Here is an 18313-nt window from a genome sequence, read left to right as displayed (position 1 = left end):
CGATGCATTCGGTATGGGCGCTACTTGTCTAACCAATATCTTTGGAAGCCGGTACCCCCTTTTCGGGATTATGGCGTCATGCGGCGTGCCGGTCCCGACCAGCGTGACGAGTATCCGCGGCAGTGGTTGTCGAAGGCTTCACTGGCGCATCCGCCGGTGTATCCAGAACTGCAACGTGATGGCGATACACCATTTCCCAGCCCTTCCAGCCGGTGAACAGCAGTATGCAGACCACTATGAACGACAAGAGCACACCCCATGGGCGGACCGCGGCTTCGGCGCCTTGGGCATAGCGAAGATAAAAATTGATCAGTGCCACAACGACCGCGGTCAGGTTGCCCAGCATGTGATACCAGGCGTCCGACAAGGCGCGAATGCGCGGCTCGTTGAGGAAGTCGATAAAACCGGCTGTCGCGGCGAGAAGGGCCATTACGATGGCTGCCCCGATCAGCCACATCGATGCCCGTGCCCAGAAAGCATCGGCAGTTCCCCAGAAAACCAGGTCGGTGACAAAGGCACCGACAAGAAACGCGACAGGAAAAGGTATCAGCATCGGGTGGAGAGGGTGAGTTCCGACCTTTGCGGTACTTACTGGATTCGTGGGCATGGGACGCCTCCGCATAGCAAAGCTTAAATAAACGCTTCGATACGGGTTTCGTTCCAAATGGAGATTAATCTGAACTGCTGTCGCGAAGCTCAGGCCAACTTTTTGATGCCTGCCAATGGCAGTCGGCGCATTTCATCCAGCTATTTTTGCGTCATTCCGCGGCAGCACCCGCCACGCCCTTACGGGTAGCTTCCAGCATCCGCCGCCGCGCCCTGAACACGCCCCATTGCTGGTCGACCAGCACGCCGATGAGGATCACCCCGCCCATGACGGCGAAGTTGAGCGACGACGGGATGCCGAGCAGGTTGACGAGGTTCTGCAGCTCCTGCAGCAGCACCGTGCCGAGCAGGACGCCGATCAGCGAGCCTTCGCCGCCGCGCAGCGAGAAGCCGCCGAGCACCGCTGCCGCGATGGCGTAGAGTTCGTAGAACTGGCCGTGGCTCGCCGGCGAGATCGAGCGTGTGTACATGGCGAAATAGATAGCCGACAGCGCCGTCAGCACGCCGCAGATGACATAGGCGGCTATGACGATGCGGCCGGTGCGGATGCCGGAATATTTTGCCGCTTCCTCGTTCTTGCCGATGGCGTAGAGATAGCGCCCGAATACCGAACGGTGCAGCACCACCCACATGACGACGGCGATGACGATCAGCGCGATGAAACTGTTCGGCACGCCCCAGGACCGCCCCGCCGTCAGGAATTCGAGTTCCGGGAAGTTCTGCCCAAAGGCAAAGCCGGCGGTGCCGTCGGCAGTGTAGAAGCGCGCCACGCCGCGATAGATCAGCAGGCCGCAGAGTGTGACGACAAACGGCTGCAACTTCAGCCGGGTGATCAGCCAGCCATGCATCAGGCCGATGATGGCGCCGAGCGCGATGATCAGCACGAAGGCCAGAGGCCACTCCATCTCCCGCACGGCGATGAAATCGATGAACAGCGTACCGAGTAGCGCAACAACCGAGCCGACCGACAATTCGATGCCGCCGGTGATGATGACGAAGGCTTGGCCAATCGACAGGATGCCGAACAGCCCGATCAGGTTCGAGGTGTTGGCGAGATTGATCGGCAGCAGGAAGCGCGGGTTGATGATCGCCACCACCGCGCCGACCACCAGGATCAGGATCAGCAGGCCGAGATCTTTCTTGCTCATCGTCTTCTCCCAACGCCTGCGAATTACTTCGGCCGCTTGCCGACCGCCAGCAGCAGCACGTTTTCCTGGCTGAACCGGTCCTTGTCGAGAATGCCGGAGATCTGGCCCTCATGCATGACGGCAATGCGGTCGGAAACGCCGATCACCTCCTCCATGTCGCTGGAGATCATCAGCACGGCGACCCCGGCATCGGCCAGCGCCCGCATCAGCCCGTAGATCTCGGCCTTGGCGCCTATATCGATACCGCGCGTCGGCTCATCGAGGATCATCACCTTCGGCTTCATCGCCAGCCATTTGGCCAGCACGACCTTTTGCTGGTTGCCGCCCGACAGCGTGCCGGTGCGCGTCTGCACGGAGGGCGCCCTGATGCCGAGATCGGTCTTCTGTTTTTCGGCGGTGGCGGCCTCGGCGCTGGCCGAGACCAGCGAGCGCCGCGAATGCGCCGGCAGATTGGGCAGCGAGATGTTCTGGGCAATCGACAGGTCGAGCAGGATGCCGGTCAGCTTGCGGTCTTCCGGGACGAGGAAAATCCCGTTGGCCACTGCGTCGGCGGCCGAACCAAGAACCAGATCTTTTGCGTCAAGCTGGAACGAGCCGCCAAAGCTCCTGTCGATGCCGAACAGCACGCGCGCCAGTTCCGTCCGGCCGGAGCCGACGAGGCCGGCCAGGCCGAGGATCTCGCCATGCCTCACATCGAGGTCGACGGGCCGGTCAGGATAGGCGGCGGTGCGAATGGCCTTGACCGACAGCGCGACAGAGCCCGGCGGGCGCGCCGATTCTGCGGCCTTCTCGCGCTCCTTCAGCATGCGGCCGATCATCAGCTTGACCATCTGGTCGTGATTGATGGCGCTCTTCGGCAAAGTGCCGGCGAGCATTCCGTCCCTAAGCACGACGACGCGATCGGCGACGCGCTCGACCTCGTGAAGGCGGTGCGAGATGAAAATGACACTGATGCCGTCTGCCTTCAGCGCCTTGATGACACCGAGCAGCTTGTCGGTTTCGGCGATCGGCAGGCTGGACGTCGGTTCGTCGAGGATAACCAGCCGTGCCTTGATCGACAGCGCCTTGGCGATCTCGACCATTTGCTGCTGCGCCAGCGACAGCGCCGACACCGGCGTATCGGCCGAGAAATTGGCGCCCACGCGTTTGAGCAGCGGCGCCGCCTGCGCTCGCAGCCTGGCGCGGTCGACGAGCTTGAGCGGCCCGGCACGCAGCGGTTCGCGGCCGAAGAAGATATTGGCGGCCACATCGAGGTTTTCGAACAGGTTGAGTTCCTGGTGGACGAAAGCGATGCCCGAGCCGATGCTGGCCTCGACAGTCAGCCCGTCATGGGCGACGCCATCGACGGTGATGGTGCCGGTGTCCGGCCTGGTCACGCCACCGAGGATCTTCATCAGCGTCGATTTGCCGGCGCCGTTTTCGCCGACCAGGCCGATGACCTCGCCGGGCCTGACCTCCATCGAGAATCCGTCCAGTGCAACGACGCCGGGATAGGTCTTGCGCACGCCGTCGAGGCTCAGGAACGGAGCGTCCGCAGATGCAACGATGGATAGGTCGGAATAATTCATCACGCCTGACAGCAGCCGGTGAGCAAAATTTGGCCTCAGACTGACGAGCCTCGCGAGGCCCGTCAATAGAACGCCGGCTCAAGGCGAACCTTGAGCCGGCGCAACCTAATTCGCTCAGTTTCCAGACATCGCCTTGAGGCTGGCGGCGTAGGCGTCGACATCGTCCTTGCCGATGATCTTGGTCGGGATGATGATCAGGCCATCGGCGGGAATGCCCGACTTGTCGCCCTCGAGATAGGCAGCCATCAGCTTCATGCCCTGATAGGCCCATTCGAAGGGTTGCTGCACGACGGTGGCGGCGACGGTGCCTTCCTTGACGCCGCCCAGCGTGATCGGGTCGTCGTCGAAGCCGACGACGGTGATCTGGCCGAGCTTGCCGGCATCGCGCAGCGCTTCGTAGATGCGCGGCGTGTTGTAGGAATAGAAGCCGACCATGCAGGTGACGTCGGGGCTGGCGACCAGCGCGTCCTCGACGTTCTTCTTGGCGCGAGCCTGATCGATGTCGTCACCACGCACGTCGACCAATTCGATCTTGGTGCCGGCGAGACCTTCCTTCATGCCCTGGATGCGCTCCTTGGCGTTGTCGGCGCCGAGCAGGCCGACGAAGCCGAGGCACTTGCCGCCGTCAGGCATTGCCTTCTTGGCGATCTCCGCCGCCTGCTTGCCGGCATCGACATTGGACGAGCCGATATAGGCGACACGCTTGGTCTGCGGCGCGTCGCTGTCGGTGGTGAACAACGCCGTTTCCGAGGCGATCTTGTTCAGCCCGTCGGTCGACGTCTTGGGATCGACGGCCGAGACCATGATCGCCTTCACGCCGGCCGTCACCAGATCGTCCATCAGGCGCTGCTGGATGGCGACCGAGGACTGCTCCGGATATTTGAGTTCCAGTTTGTAGTTGGGCAGTTCGGCTTGAGCCTTCTTGACGCCGGCTTCCGCCGCCTTCCAGAAATCGGAAGCGCCGTTGACGACGAAGGCCAGTGTCGGCTTGTCGTCGGCCCGCGCAATTGCGCTGGCGGACAGGCCGAGCAGCAGGGCCGCAGCGGCGACGGACGCATTTCGTATCACAGATTTCATATTCAACCTCCCATTTTGACTCAGTAATTTTCGCTGATGATGAACGTGCCGGCGCGGCTTGGACGCCCTCCTCCTCAAGGGTTTCCGGCAGCGAAGAACGACGCCATTCCAGCCGCGATCGTCGACTTTAGAGACTCATTCGCCGTTCGTAAATAGTCCGATTTGTCTGACATTTCCCGGAGCGGCAGGCAAGCTTCGGCTGACGGGAACCGTCCGATACCAGGCTGGCTTGCGTTCCGAACATGCGCGGTCCGACGTCGTCCGGGCATGATGGATTGACGTTATAGTGATGCCGGATATTAGTAAAGAGTATTAGTTTGGTCGAGATTCTCGCCACAAGGAGAGAAGCCTCCCAGTCGCAACCGTTTTGAATTGGGGACTACATCGCCCAGGAGGGTCGATTATATCTATTAGTAGCGCTTCACCCTATAATGCGAAATTCGAGGGACGACATGAACGAACCACTGCGTGATCCCGTCCTTGAGGGTACCAGGAGGCGCAAGCCGTCCGGGAAAAACCCCAAGGGCCGCGTTACCATGACCGACATCGCCAGGGCCGCCCGCTGTTCGCAGGCGACGGTTTCGTTCGTGCTCAACAACACGCCGGGCATCAGGCTGTCGCAGCAAACCCGACAGCGGGTGATCGAGACCGCGCGAACGCTGGGCTATTCGCCGCCGGTGTTTTCTGCCTTGCGAGCCCCGGTTGCCGCATTCGACGGGCTGGATGGCGTGATCGGCTTCGCCGTCGACCAGTTGGCGACCAGCCCGGAGGCGGTCGTCGCCATTGAAGGGGCGCGGCAAGCCTCGTGGAACGCCGGCAATGTCGTGTTGGTAGCGCAGACCATGGGCGACGAGGTGATGGAGCCCCGGGCCATCGCGGCACTGACCAAGCGGGGCATTTCGGCGCTGATCTACATGACCATCTTCACCCGCGAGATCGTCGCGCCGGACTATCTCTACGGTCTCGACATTCCGGTCATCCTGCTCAACTGCTACACCGCCGACCATGCCTTCCCCGCCGTGGTGCCGAGCGAGATCGCCGGCGGCCAGAGCTCGACCCGGCACCTGATCAGCTATGGCCATCGCCGCATCGCCACCATCACCGGCGAGCCCTGGATGCAGGCGGCCCAGGACCGGCTGAAAGGTTACCGCCGGGCGCTGGCGACGGCCGACATCCCGTTCGACCCGGCGCTGGTCGTCGAAGGCGATTGGTCAGCGAGCGCCGGCTATGCCGCGACCGTCAAGCTCTTGGCGCTGAAGGACCGGCCGACCGCCATCTTCTGCCAGAACGACCGTACCGCGATCGGCTGCTACGAGGCGCTGAAGGAGGCCGGCCTGCACATCCCCGGAGATATTTCGGTGGTCGGCTATGACGACGAGGAGATCGCGCGACATCTGTTCCCGCCCCTGACGACGTCGATCCTGCCGCATATGGCAATGGGACAATGGGCGATCGAGCAGCTCGAAGTCCCCGCTGCTCCCGGTCGCGGCCGCTATCCCATCACCAAGCTCGAATGCCCGCTGGTGGAGCGGGAGTCGGTTGGCGCTATGGCGGGCTGAGCGCCGGCGATCGACAATGGCACAGGCTTGACATCAGGCCCGGCATATACCCGATTGATTTCATGCGATTGCAAAGCTGCTATAATTTTCAGGACTTCCGCCGGCTGGCAAAACAGCGCCTGCCAGGCCCAATCTTCAACTATATCGATGGCGGCGCGGACGACGAGACGACGCTGCGGCGCAACACGGCGGCTTTCGAGGACTGCGATCTCGTCCCTAACGTCCTTGCCGGCGTTGGACAGGTCAACATGTCGGTCACCGTCATGGGCCAGAAGCTGGCGATGCCGGTCTATTGTTCGCCGACGGCCCTCCAGCGACTGTTTCACCATAGCGGCGAGCGCGCCGTCGCCGCGGCAGCGGAGAAGTTCGGCACGATGTTCGGCGTCTCGTCGCTCGGCACGGTTAGCCTGGAGGAAGTGCGCAAGCACAGGACGCCGCAGGTCTATCAGTTCTATTTCCACAGAGATCGCGGCCTGAACCGCGCCATGATGGAGCGCGCTAAGGCGTCGGGCGTCGAGGTGATGATGCTGACCGTCGACAGCGTCACCGGCGGAAACCGCGAGCGTGACCTGCGGACCGGCTTTTCTATCCCCTTTCGGCTTACGCTCGGCGGCATGATGCAGTTCGCGATCAAACCGAGATGGGCTATCGACTATTTGACCCACGAAAAGTTCAGCCTGCCGCAGTTGGACGGCCATATCGATCTCGGCGGCGGAGCGCTTTCCATCAGCCGCTATTTCACGGAGATCCTCGACCCGTCGCTGGATTGGAAGGATGTCGAAGACATGGTCCGCTTCTGGAACGGCCAGTTCTGCCTGAAGGGGATCATGAGCGTCGCCGATGCCAGAAAGGCGGTCGACATCGGCTGCACCGGCATCGTTCTGTCAAATCATGGCGGCAGGCAGCTGGACGGCTCGCGCAGCCCCTTCGACCAGCTGTCCGAGATCGTCGACGCGGTGGGCGACAAGATAGACGTGATCATCGACAGCGGCGTCCAGCGCGGCACGCATGTGCTGAAAGCCCTGTCGTTGGGCGCCAAGGCCGTCGGCGTCGGGCGGTATTATCTGTTCCCGTTGGCAGCCGCCGGACAGGCCGGCGTCGAACGGGCGCTCGGCCTGATGCGAACCGAGATCGAACGCGGCATGCGGCTGATGGGATGCAGGTCGGTGGCAGAGCTTTCCAGGGAAAATGTGCGGTTTAGGTGAGGGAGCCGGGAAGCACAGCATAAGCTTTTCGAAGTGCGAACCCTATACCAACCTGCCGCCCGTTTCGAAGACGGCCTCGCCGGAAACAGCATCCGTATGTCCGCCCTCAAGCTGCCGCTGCGTGTAACGCGCTGTTAACGCCGTTCGGGAGTGACAGGATGTTGGCCGCAGTTCGAAGGTATAGTCTGCGTCTCGCTGTCAGGTGCGGAGGCGAAAATGAATTTGCTTCGGATTGCGCTCTTGTGCACGGCCATGATCGACCTTGGAATGCCGGCCGTTCACGCTGAGGATCGGCCTGTGCCGCCAAACAATAAAGCCGCAACAGCGCAGCCGCCCGTTCATTGTGAAGGCCAAAATTGTCTCCCGCCGGCGAACGATCCTGTGCAGGAATGCACCGGCCAAGATTGCACGCCAGTTCCGCCAACTGAACCAGGTCCGGAGGTCAAGCAGGCCGACTGAGCAGCTTCAGCCGACACCGCTCTTTTGGCAGGGATGGCGCTCACTCCTCGCAATCTTCCGGCCGCAGGCGATAGATTCTGTTACCTATGTTCCCGGGGTGGGCATGAGTTTAATGGCGCCGCATCGGGGCGATGATGAGAACTCTGCCTATTGCCTCTAGAACACTCCCAAATGGGGCGTGAGCCAATCGCGCGGGTTTAGATCCTGTCGCTTCATTCCCGATGCCGCAATGCGTCCACAATAATCTTGAACGCAGGAAGGTTTTGGCGGCGGCTAGGATAATAGAGGAAATAGCCATCGAAGAAGGGCGACCAGTCGTCGAGGACCTGCACCAGCAACCCTGAGGCGACGTGCCGCTCCACGATGTTCTCGGGAACATAGGCGATACCATAGCCACTCACCGCGGCGTCGATCATGGCGTAGGTGTTGTTGAAGGTAAGTTGACCGTCCACACGGACACGCAGCGCCTGTCCATCCTTCTCGAACTCCCATGCGTACAGACCGCCGGCGGTTTCGTGGCGCATGTTGATGCAGATGTACCGGACCAGATCCTGCGGATGCACAGGCACACCGTGCGCCGCGAAGTATCGCGGCGAAGCCACGGCGACCAATCGCCAGTCCGGGCCGATGCGGACCGCGATCATGTCTTTCTCGACGCTCTCTCCAAGCCGGACACCGGCGTCAAAGCCTTCCTCGACGATGTTGCGGAAGGTGCTGTCCAGGATCAGTTCGACGCCGATGTCGGGGTAGGCGCTGAGGACCGGCTTAAGCTTCGGCCAGACCACGCTTTCGAGCGCGTGGTCGGACAGGGTCAACCTGATCGAGCCTGACGGCTTTTCGCGGAACGCCATCAGCGCTGCGATCTCGTCTTCGATTTCACCAATGCGCGGAGCGATCGTCTGTAGCAGCCTTTCGCCCGCAACGGTCGTCGCGACATTACGCGTCGTGCGGGTCAGAAGGCGTATGCCCATGCGTGTTTCGAGCTGCTTGATCGTGTGACTGAGCGTCGATTGCGCGACGCCGAGCTTTGCCGCTGCCTTGGTGAAGCTGCGCTCTTCTGCGACGGCCTGAAACCACGTCAATTGGTTGAGATCGGTTCTGGCCATGAGCTTCCTTCGTTTGCCATCTCGCAACAGATTATTCGATGTAGTCGATTAGTTCATGCCAATTTCGACGGGTAATCGTTTTATGGCAAAACCACTAGGTTTGCACTGCAACAATTCAGCGGGACCGAACCATATGGCGATCGCCGCCACAGCAGATGCAGGTAGCAACCGGACAGGCGATTTCGATCAGCGGCCTCTTCGCGGTGGCTGCGAGCATGGTCATCACCACTGCTCGGTGCCGTGGTCGGCGGGCTGCTGCTGGCTGGCATGTCAATCTTCGCCGCGTCCGTCGGCAGCGTGATTCTGGCCGGCAATGGGCCGCGTCTGCTCAAGCCTGAATGACCAGCAGGATCGGCCAATCTCAAATCCACTCTAACCTTGCAGGAGATCATAGATGCCTACGAACATCCCTGACGCAACAAACCAGAAAGCCCCGGCCCGAAACATTCACCGGCGTGAGTTGATGAAGCTGACCGGAACAGGCATCGCCGCATTCGGCGCGATGTCACTTGGAAACCTAACCTTCGCAAAGGCTCAAGACATGTCCAACGGTGCAAACAATTTCTATACGAGCGATCAGGTGACGCTGCAGAAAGTCACCTTCAAGAGCCAATACCAGATGAATGTCGCGGGGAATCTGCTCGTTCCCAAGGACCTTGACCGCAATGCACGTCATCCGGCCATCGTCGTCGGCCATCCAATGGGCGCGGTGAAAGAGCAAAGCGCGACGCTCTATGCCACCAAGATGGCCGAGCGGGGCTTCATCGCCATGGCGATCGATCTGCCATTCTGGGGCGAGAGCGAGGGCGAAGCCCGACAGATCGTTTCACCGGATGTCTATGCCGAGGCATTCAGCGCGGCGGTGGACTTCCTCGGGACACGCGCGTTCGTGGACCGCAACCGCATTGGCGCGATTGGTGTCTGCGGCAGCGGCAGCTTCGTCATCAGCGCCGCCAAGATCGACCCACGCATGCGCGCCATTGCCACGGTAAGCATGTATGACATGGGCGCGGCGAACCGAAACGCACTCAATCACTCGCTAAGCGTCGAGCAACGCAAGCAGATCATCGCGGCCGCCGCCGAGCAGCGCTACTCCGAATTCGAAGGCGGCCAGATCCAGTATACGGGCGGAACCGATCTCGAACTGACCGCGTCGACGCATCCCATCCAGCGTGAGTTCTACGATTTCTATCGGACACCCCGCGGAGAGTTTACCCCGGCGGGTGTCTCCGACCAGATAACGACCAAGCCGACGCTGACCAGCAATGTCAAATTCATGAACTTCTACCCGTTCAACGACATCGAGACGATCTCGCCGCGCCCAATGCTGTTCATCAGCGGCGATCAGGCGCATTCGAAGGAGTTCAGTGAGGAAGCCTACAGACTGGCAGCCGAGCCGAAGGAACTGGTCTGGGTCCAGGGCGCCGGTCACGTCGATCTCTACGACCGTGTGGACCTGATTCCGTTCGACAGGCTTACCAGCTTCTTCGGTCAGCATCTGGCAGCTTAACAAGGCCGTATTCGTCGAAGGGTGCGGCCGTGTGCCGGAACAATGGATATGGCCGCACCGATTGGGAGACCTTAAATGACACGCGACGCCACATGGCTTTCACGCCGCACCTTGCTGGCAGGCGCTGTCAGCTTCGCGCTTCCCTCTTCGGTGCACTCTCAGACCTCCACAACCCCGGGTACGAAAGGAGCCCCGATGCGCCTGAGATTTGTTTTTGCAGATCAGGATTTCACGGCGACGCTGGAGAACAATCCTTCCGCGCACGACCTGGTCTCGATGCTGCCGCTGGACCTGACGATCGACGACTATTCGTCCAACGAGAAGATCGCCTATCTGCCGCGCAAGCTCACCGAGGAAGGCAACGGTCGCTTCGGGAACGAGGCGGCTGGCGATCTTTGCTACTACGCCCCCTGGGGCAATCTCGCGATGTTTCATGGTCCCTATCGCTGGTCGCGCGGCCTGATCCGGCTCGGGCGACTAGACCAGGGACCTGCGCCGCTTCTGATGCGCGGAGAACATCCGCTGCACGTCGAAATGCTTTCCTGAACCTGGAAGGCCGCTGCGCATCAGGACAATGCCGCGGGTGTCGGAAAAACCCGCATCATTCACCGGGAACAGCAAGAAGCTGCAAACGCAGAAGGAGACGAACATGAAGAAGATTCTCGCTGCCGCTGCAATCAGCACCGCCGGCTTAATGCCGGCCGAGGCCGAGACCATCGAAATCCGCACGAACGGCAGCACGCCGGCCGTGATCGGAACGGCGGACAACTTCACCGGGCAGGCGGTCATCAGTCCGCTCTATCCGCCTACCGACATGACGCGGGCGAGCACCGGACTTGTGAACTTCGCGCCCGGCGCGCGGACGGTCTGGCACAGCCATCCGGCAGGCCAGATGCTTATCATCACGGGCGGTCAAGGCTGGGTGCAGGAAGAGGGCAAGGAGCGGCGAGGCATCAATCCTGGCGATGTGGTCTGGATTCCGGCCGGCGTGAAGCACTGGCATGGAGCGACCGCGATCAGCCCCATGGCGCATATCGCCTTGAGCTACATGCGGGACGGCAAGAACGTCGACTGGTTCGAACCTGTTTCCGACGAGCAATACCGCTGACGGGATACTGAACGAAAGGCTTCATCATGAAAACCTCGACCGTTCTGGCTCTCGCTCTTTCCATGGGAGCCGTCGATGCCGCCGCGCAGGCCGGATCGCAGACCGGCAGCCTGTCCCGCGAGGACGTGCGAACGGTTTCGCCCGCGCTTGAGCGCTACGCCGATGAGAAGCTTGCAAATGGCCTCTGGAAGAGGCCGGGCCTGTCGCTGCGGGATCGCAGCATCGTCACTGTCGCTGCCGTGATCACGCGCAACCAGGACATTCTCCTGCCGGAGCAGGTGCATCTCGCACTCGACAATGGGGTGAAGCCGGCCGAAATCTCAGAGATTATCACGCATCTCGCCTTCTATGCCGGCTGGGGCAATGCGGTTGCCGCGACGGGCATCACGAAGGAGGTGTTCGCGGCGCGCGGTGTCGGACCCGACCAACTCCCCAAGGCCATGGTTGATTTCCTGCCGCTGGACGAAAAAGCCGAGGCCGATCGCGCCGCCCGCGTCGCGCAAGGCACAGGACCGGCATCGCCGGGATTGGTGAGGGATACGACCGTCGTATTGTTTCGCGACCTGTGGCTGCGGCCCGATCTCGCCCCGCGCGATCGCAGTCTGGTGACGGTCAGCGCCCTGATCTCGGCCGGCCAGGTCGAGCAGATTCCCTACCACCTCAACCGGGCGATGGATAATGGACTGATGCGCATGGAAGCCTCCGAAGCCATCAGCCATCTCGCGTACTACGCCGGATGGCCGAACGCTTTCTCGGCAGCCGCCGTTGCGCGCTCCGTGTTCGAGAAGCGCTCCGCCAACTGAACGCTGCTGGTCGCGATGACTCCTTTGCCCTCATCGTCCAGACCGCCGCCCTCGGCCGCCGTGACGTTGCTGCCGATCATGGCGGCCGTGTTGGCCGGCTTCCTCGTCATCGGCGCGGCCCTGCCGGTGCTGCCGCTGCATGTGAATCAGGATCTCGGCTTCGGAACTTTCGTCGTCGGCCTGGTTGCGGGCTCGCAATTTGCCGCGTCTCTGGTCACGCGCATATGGTCCGGCACCTATTCGGATGCGAATGGTGGCAAACGCAGCGTCGTCCTCGGCCTGATCGCCGCCGCCGGTGCTGGATTGCTGTATCTCCTGTCCTTGACCTTCGTGAGTTCGCCAACCCTCTCTGTTGCGATTCTTCTGGTGGGACGTGCGGTGCTCGGTGGAGCCGAAAGCTTCATCATCACCGGGGGCGTGAGCTGGGGATTGGCAATGGTCGATTCCGGCCATGCGGGGAAGGTCATCGCCTGGGTCGGCACGGCCATGTTCGCGGCGCTCGCCTTCGGCGGTCCGCTCGGCACGATGCTCTTTGTACCGTACGGCTTTGCGGCGATCGGCCTTATCACGACCTTGGCGCCACTGCTCGTTCTGCTGTTCCTATTGCGAGCGCCGAGTCCGCCTGTCCTATCGGCACGGACGAGATCCACTTTTGGCGGCGTGATTGGAGCGGTCTGGCTACCCGGACTTGGCGCGGCGCTTAGCAGCATCGGCTATTGCGCCATTCTCGCATTCAGCTCGCTCCTTTATGCCAATCACGGCTGGCAGCCCGTCTGGCTTGCCTTCACTGCCTTTGGCGCGGCGTTGATCGTGGCGCGAATGATGTTTGGCCATCTACCGGATAAGTTCGGTGGCGCGAGAATCGCCTTGGTGTTCGTTCTGGTGCAAGCGGCCGGATTGATCCTCATGGGATTGGCCCGAAGCATGATGATGGCATCCGCCGGAGCCGCTCTCGCGGGACTCGGCTACTCGCTCGTCTATCCCGGTCTGGGTGTCGAGGCTGTCCGTGACACCTCGCCTGAAAGCCGCGGGCTGGCAATGGGCATCTACACGGTCTTTCTCGATGTCGCGATGGCTCTAGGAAGCCCGGTGTTGGGATGGGCTGCCGATCGAGCAGGTTTGAGCGTTGTGTTCTTTATCAGCGCCGGTGTCACCTTTTGTACGACGGCCATTGCCTTGTATTTAGCCTACAGCACGCACCGAGGTCGACGGGCGCCTGCAAAGAGGTCTTATTGGTAAACTTCGCGGCAATCAGCGGCCTTCTACGTTCGCAACCGAAGTAGATTTAGAGTGAAATGGCTGATGCCACCCAAGTGATATATGGCACGTGCCTGCTGATCAGAAATCAGCCATTCAACCCGAGAGATTCGACCTTTTCCACCGCCTAACGCCGCCGTTTCTAGGCCTTTCGCTCGCGGACTATCTCCCGCGATTTGCGCGGGCGTAGTCTGGTGGGAATCGGGCTATATAGTGCGATCGGTGGATATTTGGCGCGCCCGAAGAGATTCGAACTCCTGACCCCCAGATTCGTAGTCTGGTGCTCTATCCAGCTGAGCTACGGGCGCGCAACAGGCCATGCTTGGCATAGCCCCGCGATCCGATCCTGGCGACCGGCCGCGATGTGAGCTGTTCCCTAGCGGCTGAATTTGCGAAAAGCAAGCCGACCCTGGCCAAAAGTTTTGCAGTCATGCCTTGCCATCATGCGCCGGCCGGCGAAGGCAAGATCGCGTCACGCAGCGGCCGAGCCGACAGGTCGTAGTCTTGGATCGGTCATTTGCCAATCGGAACGGTCCGTAACGAAATGAGCCGTTGCACGGCGGCCGAGCCGATGGCTCGTAGTCTCGGACCAACGCTTCGCGAATTAAAACGATCCGTAACGATACGGTTCGTTACGCCGGGCGGCGCAGCCCGTTGCGGGCCTGGTCGAGCCGGACCGGCTGGTCGGGAATGGTGACCGCGAATGTGGTGCGGCCGCCGATCGATTCGACCAGCTCCACCGTGCCGCCATGGGCGCGGATCAATTCATGGGCGATCGCCAGGCCAAGGCCGGTGCCGCCGCTGCGGGCCGAGCCGCGAAATGCCGCGAACAGGTTTTCTCGCGCCTTTGGCGGCAGGCCGGGGCCGGTGTCGGTGACGACGATGCGGCTGACGCTGCCGATGCGCTCGGCCGATATGGTCAGGCGGCGCACCACGGCGCTCTCGGTGTCCGCCGCCATCGCCTGCACGGCGTTGCGGCTAAGATTGGTGAGCACGCGGAACAGCTGGTCGGAATCGGCATCGACCTCGAGCACCGGGTCGACGGCGTTGACGAATTCGATGCCGCATTCGATATCGAGCAGGCCCTGGACGTCTTCGACCAGCTGACGCAGCCGCAGCCTGCGGCGCGACGGCGGCGGCTCCTGGGTGCGGCCATAGGCCAGCACGCCCTCCGAATAGGACACCGCACGGTCGAGCGCGCGCAGCAGTTTTGGCGCGAAGGCCTGCACGGTCGGGTCCTTGACCTGGCGCAGGCGGTCCGACATCAGCTGCGCCGAGGCGAGAATGTTGCGCATGTCGTGGTTGATCTTCGACACGGCCAGGCCGAGATCGGCCAGGTGCTTCTGCTCGGTCAGCATCTTTTGCAGCCGCTCCTGCATCTGCGACAGTTCGCGTTCGGCGACGCCGATCTCGTCGGCCCGTGCGGCGGGGTGAATGATGCGGCCGGGATCGTCGGGCGCCTCGGAAAAGGACAGCATCGAGCGTGTCATCGTCCTGATCGGGCCGATCATGATCAGGTCTATCGCGGCATAGACCAGCATGGCGGTGAACAGCGAGATCAGCAGCGAGACGAAGGCGACGTTGCGCGAATAGATCAGCATGGCATTGCGCAGGCGGTGGTCGGGCATGATCAGCTCGAATTCCTTGTCGCTGTCGCCGACCGGCCCGAAAACGCGCAGCATGCGGTTGCCGCCGAAGAACAGCGTGTCCAGCGCGCCGGTCATGCCCTTGATCATGCCGACATTGGCGATATCGATATGCTCGTCGACCTGCGGCGGCATTTCGGCCACGACCAGAAGCCGCGAGACGCCGCCGTCGCGCACGGCGATCGCCTTGGCGCCGATCGCCATCAGTACGTCGTTCTGGGCGGCACGCGACAGCGAGGCAGGTTCGCCCTGCACCAGGACGATGGAAACCGCGGCGGCGGTGCTCAGCCTCTCCTTCAGCCAGCTCAGCCTGTAGCTGGCGATCCAGGGCACGAAGATGAGGATTTCGGCCAAGAGCACGAAGACGATGGTAAGCAGCAACAGCTTCGTCGACAGGCCGCGCGCCAGCGGCACCCTGCGGGTGGCGGCCTTCGCCCGGGCGATGCTTTCGTCGGTTGCTGGGACTTCACTCATGCTCGTCGTCACGGCTGCCTGTCATCACGGCTGCTTGTCTTAAGGACTGCTCGTCTTCACGATCGCTTGATCGGGCAAGATTAGGCGATTGCGGCTTTTTTGCCAAATTCATCCTTGGTCGAAGCCGGAAAGAGGCCGCAAGGACTTCCCTGCCAGTCCGACAACGCCGGCCCGACAGGCTGGATTGACTTCCAAAACCCTTCTTTCTATAAGCCCGCTCACGCTCGGGCCATTCGTCCCGGCGCGGTTTCGATCGCGCCAAAACCGGCCCGGCAAAGCTCCTGTTACAAAGTGACAGAATCAAGAAGGGCCGCACCCCGCGGTATTTAAACAAATGAAGCGTACTTACCAGCCGTCCAAACTCGTTCGCAAACGCAGGCACGGCTTCCGTGCCCGCATGGCCACCAAGGGTGGCCGCGGCGTCGTCGCAGCCCGCCGCAACCGCGGCCGCAAGCGTCTCAGCGCCTGAGCACCGAGCGAGAGACAAAATCGTTGCCCGCAACCGGCAAGCCAACGGGTGCCCATCCCAAGCGGCTTCTGAAGCGCGCGGAATTCCTGGCCGTCCGCCGTGGCGAAAAGCGCCGCGGGCGGCTTTTCCTCGTCGAGGTCCTGGGCCGCGGCGACGGCGAGGCGCCGCGTGTCGGCTATACCGTCACCAAGAAGGTCGGCAACGCCGTCGTTCGCAACCGCATCCGGCGGCGGCTGAGAGAGGCCGTGCGCACGCATGCCGCGGATGACATGGCGCCGGGCAATGATTATGTCATCGTCGGGCGCGAAGACGTGCTTACGACTCCGTTCGGCCAGTTGAAGGCCGAACTCTCCCGCAGATTGCGTGGAACACGATAGGCCAAGGGCTTCGATGGAAAACAACCGAAACTTCTTCATCACCATCGCACTGTCGGTGCTGATCCTGGCGCTTTGGCAATATTTCTACGTGATGCCGCGCAGCGAGATGCAGCGCGAAGCCGCCCGCATCGAAGAACAGCGCGTGGCGGAGCAGAAGAAGGCTGCCCAAGGCACCAGTCCGGGCGCGAGCGAAACGCCGGTGCAGCCGGGCGCCATTCCGAGCGCGCCCGGCGGCGACGCGGTGACGCCGGCCGGCCGCGAGCAGGCGATTGCTTCGACGAAGCGCGTCAAGATCGACACGCCGAGCCTCGAAGGTTCGATCAACCTCACCGGCGCGCGCCTCGACGATCTCCGGCTCAAGCATTACAGGGAGACGGTCGACAAGACCTCGCCCGAGATCGCGTTGCTCAACCCGGCGTCCCTGCCAAACGGCTATTTCGCCGAGATCGGCTTTTCCGGCACGCCGGATGTGGGCAGGCTGCCCGGCCCCGACACGGTCTGGCAGACCGACGGCAATGCGACGCTGACACCAGCGACGCCGGTCACGCTGACCTTCACCAACGACAAGGGCCTGGTTTTCAAGCGCACCTTCTCGGTCGACAGCCAATATATGTTCACCGTATCCGACACGGTCCAGAACGGCGGCTCGGCACCCGCGACGTTGTCGAACTATGGCCGAGTCACCCGCTTCGACAAGCCGGCTATCGCCAGCACCTATGTGCTGCACGAGGGCCTGATCGGCGTTACCGGAAGCGAGGGCCTGCAGGAATACAAATACTCCAGCGTCGAATCGGACAAGGAGTACAAACCAGGCAAGTCGAGCGACGGCTGGCTCGGCATCACCGATAAATACTGGGCGGTGACCCTGGTGCCGCCGAGCGGCCGCGAATTTCAGCCCAAATTCTCTTATTTCGAGTTCAAAAGCGGACCCCACCCGCATAGCTACCAATCCGATTTCCTGTCCGATCCGGTCACAATCGCTCCCGGGCAATCGACGACCGTGGAGTCGGAGATATTCGCCGGCGCCAAGGAAGTTTCGACGATCAACGCCTATGAAAAGGACCGTCATATTCGCCAGTTCGACCTGCTGATCGACTGGGGCTGGTTCTATTTCATCACCAAGCCGATGTTCTGGCTGATCGACACGCTCTACAAATTCTTCGGCAATTTCGGCCTGGCGATCCTCGCCACCACCGTCATCGTCAAGGCGCTGTTCTTCCCGCTCGCCAACAAGTCCTATGCGTCGATGGCGAACATGAAGAAGGTGCAGCCCAAGATGCTCGAGATCCGCGAGAAATACGCGGACGACAAGATGAAGCAGCAGCAGGCGATGATGGAGCTGTACAAGACCGAGAAGATCAATCCGCTCGCCGGCTGCTGGCCGGTGGCGTTGCAGATTCCGGTGTTCTTCTCGCTCTACAAGGTGCTCTACATCACCATCGAGATGCGGCACGCGCCGTTCTTCGGCTGGATCCAGGATCTGGCGGCGCCGGACCCGACATCGATTTTCAACCTGTTCGGGCTGATCCCGATCACCTTGCCGCACATGCTGATGATCGGCGTCTGGCCGCTGATCATGGGCGTGACGATGTTCCTGCAGATGCGCATGAACCCGACGCCGCCGGACCCGACGCAGGCGGCGATCTTCACCTGGATGCCCGTGATCTTCACCTTCATGATGGCGGGTTTTCCGGCCGGTCTCGTTATCTACTGGGCCTGGAACAACACGCTGTCGATCCTGCAGCAGGGCGTGATCATGAAGCGGCAGGGCGCCAAGATCGAACTGTGGGACAATCTGGTCGCGCTGTTCCGCAAGAAACCGTCGCCGGCGGAATAGCCGGCGCTCCGATGATGCGAAACCAGAAAGCCCCGGTTCGTCCGGGGCTTTTTGTACAGGCTGGCGGTCTGGATTAAGCGATTGGTACGGCCGGGCGGATCGCG

At 61.8% G+C, this 18313-nt stretch carries 16 protein-coding genes and 1 tRNA gene; 10 read left to right on the top strand and 7 right to left on the bottom strand.

Annotated elements, in window-relative coordinates:
* Positions 1-76: 76 nt before the first annotated feature.
* From NKH50_RS14035 to NKH50_RS14020, 4 genes are all read right to left on the bottom strand, one after another.
* A complete protein-coding gene (locus NKH50_RS14035; RefSeq protein ID WP_352800813.1) occupies positions 77-607 on the bottom strand; it encodes a DUF2231 domain-containing protein in 531 nt (176 codons plus the stop codon).
* Between the two features lie 151 nt (positions 608-758).
* Positions 759-1754 (bottom strand): ABC transporter permease, encoded by a 996-nt coding sequence (locus tag NKH50_RS14030; protein ID WP_254815901.1) that lies wholly within the window; start codon positions 1752-1754, stop codon positions 759-761.
* Between the two features lie 23 nt (positions 1755-1777).
* The gene (locus NKH50_RS14025; RefSeq protein ID WP_352879372.1) at positions 1778-3322 is read right to left on the bottom strand and encodes a sugar ABC transporter ATP-binding protein; all 1545 of its coding nucleotides are present in this window, start codon (positions 3320-3322) and stop codon (positions 1778-1780) included.
* 114 nt (positions 3323-3436) lie between these two features.
* Positions 3437-4399 (bottom strand): sugar-binding protein, encoded by a 963-nt coding sequence (locus NKH50_RS14020; RefSeq protein ID WP_352879370.1) that lies wholly within the window; start codon positions 4397-4399, stop codon positions 3437-3439.
* Between the two features lie 452 nt (positions 4400-4851).
* Here NKH50_RS14020 and NKH50_RS14015 point away from each other — a divergent pair, with 452 nt between their 5' ends.
* On the top strand, positions 4852-5958 hold the full coding sequence (locus NKH50_RS14015) for a LacI family DNA-binding transcriptional regulator (protein WP_502906863.1): 1107 nt from the start codon (positions 4852-4854) through the stop codon (positions 5956-5958).
* Between the two features lie 62 nt (positions 5959-6020).
* A complete protein-coding gene (locus NKH50_RS14010) occupies positions 6021-7163 on the top strand; it encodes an alpha-hydroxy acid oxidase (protein WP_352879368.1) in 1143 nt (380 codons plus the stop codon).
* Positions 7164-7834: 671 nt separating this feature from the next.
* Here NKH50_RS14010 and NKH50_RS14005 read toward each other — a convergent pair.
* Positions 7835-8728, bottom strand: a complete 894-nt coding sequence (locus NKH50_RS14005) for a LysR family transcriptional regulator (RefSeq protein WP_352800822.1) — start codon at positions 8726-8728, stop codon at positions 7835-7837.
* Between the two features lie 463 nt (positions 8729-9191).
* On the opposite strand from NKH50_RS14005, the gene NKH50_RS14000 reads away from it, so the two are divergent.
* The 5 genes from NKH50_RS14000 (at position 9192) to NKH50_RS13980 (ending at position 13388) form a co-directional block, all read left to right on the top strand.
* A complete protein-coding gene (locus NKH50_RS14000) occupies positions 9192-10238 on the top strand; it encodes an alpha/beta hydrolase (protein ID WP_352879503.1) in 1047 nt (348 codons plus the stop codon).
* Positions 10239-10313: 75 nt separating this feature from the next.
* Positions 10314-10784 carry a cyclophilin-like fold protein gene (locus NKH50_RS13995; protein ID WP_352736731.1) on the top strand — a complete coding sequence of 157 codons (471 nt, stop codon included), beginning with the start codon at positions 10314-10316 and terminating at the stop codon, positions 10782-10784.
* Between the two features lie 103 nt (positions 10785-10887).
* Positions 10888-11346, top strand: coding sequence for a (R)-mandelonitrile lyase (locus NKH50_RS13990; RefSeq protein ID WP_352777705.1), 459 nt, complete (start codon positions 10888-10890; stop codon positions 11344-11346).
* Positions 11347-11372: 26 nt separating this feature from the next.
* Complete coding sequence (locus tag NKH50_RS13985) at positions 11373-12149, top strand: carboxymuconolactone decarboxylase family protein (protein ID WP_502899781.1); 777 nt, start codon at positions 11373-11375, stop codon at positions 12147-12149.
* 15 nt (positions 12150-12164) lie between these two features.
* A complete protein-coding gene (locus NKH50_RS13980; RefSeq protein ID WP_352879365.1) occupies positions 12165-13388 on the top strand; it encodes an arabinose transporter in 1224 nt (407 codons plus the stop codon).
* A gap of 249 nt (positions 13389-13637) precedes the next feature.
* On the opposite strand, the gene NKH50_RS13975 is transcribed toward NKH50_RS13980, so the two are convergent.
* Both NKH50_RS13975 and NKH50_RS13970 read right to left on the bottom strand, forming a co-directional pair.
* Positions 13638-13714: transfer RNA gene (locus NKH50_RS13975), tRNA-Arg, on the bottom strand.
* Between the two features lie 324 nt (positions 13715-14038).
* Positions 14039-15526, bottom strand: a complete 1488-nt coding sequence (locus NKH50_RS13970; protein ID WP_352700990.1) for an ATP-binding protein — start codon at positions 15524-15526, stop codon at positions 14039-14041.
* 334 nt (positions 15527-15860) lie between these two features.
* On the opposite strand from NKH50_RS13970, the gene rpmH reads away from it, so the two are divergent.
* From rpmH to yidC, 3 genes are read left to right on the top strand one after another with little or no spacing between them, the layout of a single operon-like run.
* Positions 15861-15995 (top strand): 50S ribosomal protein L34, encoded by a 135-nt coding sequence (gene rpmH / locus NKH50_RS13965; RefSeq protein ID WP_008833937.1) that lies wholly within the window; start codon positions 15861-15863, stop codon positions 15993-15995.
* 23 nt (positions 15996-16018) lie between these two features.
* Positions 16019-16372 (top strand): ribonuclease P protein component, encoded by a 354-nt coding sequence (gene rnpA / locus NKH50_RS13960; RefSeq protein WP_352477053.1) that lies wholly within the window; start codon positions 16019-16021, stop codon positions 16370-16372.
* A 13-nt stretch (positions 16373-16385) separates the two neighbouring features.
* A complete protein-coding gene (gene yidC / locus NKH50_RS13955) occupies positions 16386-18209 on the top strand; it encodes a membrane protein insertase YidC (RefSeq protein WP_352751742.1) in 1824 nt (607 codons plus the stop codon).
* The last annotated feature ends 104 nt before the right edge of the window (positions 18210-18313 follow it).

Source organism: Mesorhizobium sp. M1027 (genome assembly GCF_040318745.1).
GTDB lineage: Bacteria > Pseudomonadota > Alphaproteobacteria > Rhizobiales > Rhizobiaceae > Mesorhizobium.
This window is presented reverse-complemented; position numbering and strand designations above follow the sequence as displayed.

Coding starts and splice junctions, on each gene's coding strand:
- NKH50_RS14035 (WP_352800813.1), bottom strand. CDS start 607: ATGCCCACGAATCCAGTAAGTACCGCAAAGGTCGGAACTCACCCTCTC.
- NKH50_RS14030 (WP_254815901.1), bottom strand. CDS start 1,754: ATGAGCAAGAAAGATCTCGGCCTGCTGATCCTGATCCTGGTGGTCGGC.
- NKH50_RS14025 (WP_352879372.1), bottom strand. CDS start 3,322: ATGAATTATTCCGACCTATCCATCGTTGCATCTGCGGACGCTCCGTTC.
- NKH50_RS14020 (WP_352879370.1), bottom strand. CDS start 4,399: ATGAAATCTGTGATACGAAATGCGTCCGTCGCCGCTGCGGCCCTGCTG.
- NKH50_RS14015 (WP_502906863.1), top strand. CDS start 4,852: ATGAACGAACCACTGCGTGATCCCGTCCTTGAGGGTACCAGGAGGCGC.
- NKH50_RS14010 (WP_352879368.1), top strand. CDS start 6,021: ATGCGATTGCAAAGCTGCTATAATTTTCAGGACTTCCGCCGGCTGGCA.
- NKH50_RS14005 (WP_352800822.1), bottom strand. CDS start 8,728: ATGGCCAGAACCGATCTCAACCAATTGACGTGGTTTCAGGCCGTCGCA.
- NKH50_RS14000 (WP_352879503.1), top strand. CDS start 9,192: ATGAAGCTGACCGGAACAGGCATCGCCGCATTCGGCGCGATGTCACTT.
- NKH50_RS13995 (WP_352736731.1), top strand. CDS start 10,314: ATGACACGCGACGCCACATGGCTTTCACGCCGCACCTTGCTGGCAGGC.
- NKH50_RS13990 (WP_352777705.1), top strand. CDS start 10,888: ATGAAGAAGATTCTCGCTGCCGCTGCAATCAGCACCGCCGGCTTAATG.
- NKH50_RS13985 (WP_502899781.1), top strand. CDS start 11,373: ATGAAAACCTCGACCGTTCTGGCTCTCGCTCTTTCCATGGGAGCCGTC.
- NKH50_RS13980 (WP_352879365.1), top strand. CDS start 12,165: ATGACTCCTTTGCCCTCATCGTCCAGACCGCCGCCCTCGGCCGCCGTG.
- NKH50_RS13970 (WP_352700990.1), bottom strand. CDS start 15,526: ATGAGTGAAGTCCCAGCAACCGACGAAAGCATCGCCCGGGCGAAGGCC.
- rpmH (WP_008833937.1), top strand. CDS start 15,861: ATGAAGCGTACTTACCAGCCGTCCAAACTCGTTCGCAAACGCAGGCAC.
- yidC (WP_352751742.1), top strand. CDS start 16,386: ATGGAAAACAACCGAAACTTCTTCATCACCATCGCACTGTCGGTGCTG.